Genomic DNA, 1650 nt, shown 5'->3' on the forward strand with positions numbered 1-1650 from the left:
CCCACAGGGAATGTGGGGGGCAATTTCTCCATCGATGAACTGCTCCGGATAACCACTCCTCAGCTAAGTCTTTGCTTCTGTTCATGAATCCCGGACAATCGCGGCCCTGTTTCGGCCACGGGCGCTGCCTGTCGGGTTTTTCCGACTCGTCCCGGCCGGGTGCATATGACCGGAATGCGGAGATCCGACCGGATGAATGATCAGGCCAACAGCGTTGAAGAGCGCTTTGAAACGACAGCCCCAGCCACCCTCGGCGAATGGAGCCGCCATGACACGACCTGGATGCTGGGCCTGTTTGGCACCGCGATCGGTGCCGGCACGCTGTTCCTGCCGATCAATGCCGGCCTCGGTGGTTTCTGGCCGCTGCTGATCCTGGCCTTGCTGGCGTTTCCCATGACCTTCTACGCTCACCGTGGGCTGGCCCGCTTCGTGTTGTCTGGCCGCGACGGCGCAGACATCACTGAGGTAGTGGAAGAGCATTTCGGCATCAAGGCCGGCGCGTTGATCACGCTTCTGTACTTTTTTGCGATCTTTCCGATTCTGCTGATTTATAGCGTGGCGTTGACCAATACGGTGGGCAGTTTCCTGGAGCATCAGTTGCACATCCAGCCGCCACCTCGGGCCGTGTTGTCGCTGGTGCTGATCCTCGGCCTGCTGACAGTGGTGCGCTGCGGCGAGCAAGCGATCATCAAGGCCATGAGCCTGATGGTCTACCCGTTCATCGTCGCGCTGCTGTTCCTCGCGGTGTTCCTGATCCCGCACTGGAACGGCGGCATCCTCACCACCGCTTCCACAGTGCCTGAACCTCCAGCATTGCTGCACACCCTGTGGCTGGCGATCCCGGTGATGGTGTTCTCGTTCAACCATTCGCCGATCATCTCGGCATTCGCGGTGGACCAGAAGCGTCGCTACGGTGCCAACGCCGAGGAACGCAGTGCGCAGATCCTGTCGCGTGCCCATGTGCTGATGGTGGTGATGGTGCTGTTCTTCGTGTTCAGCTGCGTGCTGACCCTGTCTCCGGCGCAACTGGCCGAGGCCAAGGCGCAGAACCTGTCGATCCTGTCGTACCTGGCCAATCATTTCAGCAACCCGACCATCGCCTTCGCGGCACCGCTGATTGCCTTCGTGGCGATTTCCAAGTCATTCCTGGGGCATTACATCGGCGCCAGCGAAGGCCTCAAGGGTCTGGTCGTCAAGAGCGGTCGCCGCCCGGCGCCCAAGACTCTCGATCGGCTGACCGCCGCGTTCATGCTGGTGGTGTGCTGGATTGTCGCCACGCTCAACCCGAGCATTCTCGGCATGATCGAAACCCTGGGCGGCCCGGTCATCGCGGCGATCCTGTTCCTGATGCCGATGTACGCCATCCGCAAAGTCCCGGCGATGGCCCGTTATCGTGGCCAGGCGTCCAACGTTTTTGTGGTGCTGGTGGGGTTGGTGGCGATTACGGCGCTGGTCTATTCCCTGATGGTCTGATGGCTCAAAGTGGGAAGGTTGCTCAGCCGGCATGGATGTTGGCTGTCCGGCCGTCTTCGCGAGCAGGCTCGCTCCCACAGAGGCCAAGGTGTTCAGAGGACCTGCGTCTATCCGCAGTCCAAGGTGGGAGCGAGCTTGCTCGCGAGTTGGCAGGGATGTTGGCTGTGCCGCCGTCTT

General features: G+C 61.2%; 1 protein-coding gene. It reads left to right on the forward strand.

Translation table 11 applies throughout. The annotated features are described in order from the left end of the window. The first annotated feature begins 192 nt into the window (after nt 1–192). Complete coding sequence (locus tag ACE04F_RS21255) at nt 193–1473, forward strand: serine/threonine transporter (protein ID WP_486109765.1); 1281 nt, start codon at nt 193–195, stop codon at nt 1471–1473. Nucleotides 1474–1650 lie beyond the last annotated feature (177 nt).

This window comes from Pseudomonas sp. AGC41 (genome assembly GCF_057334555.1).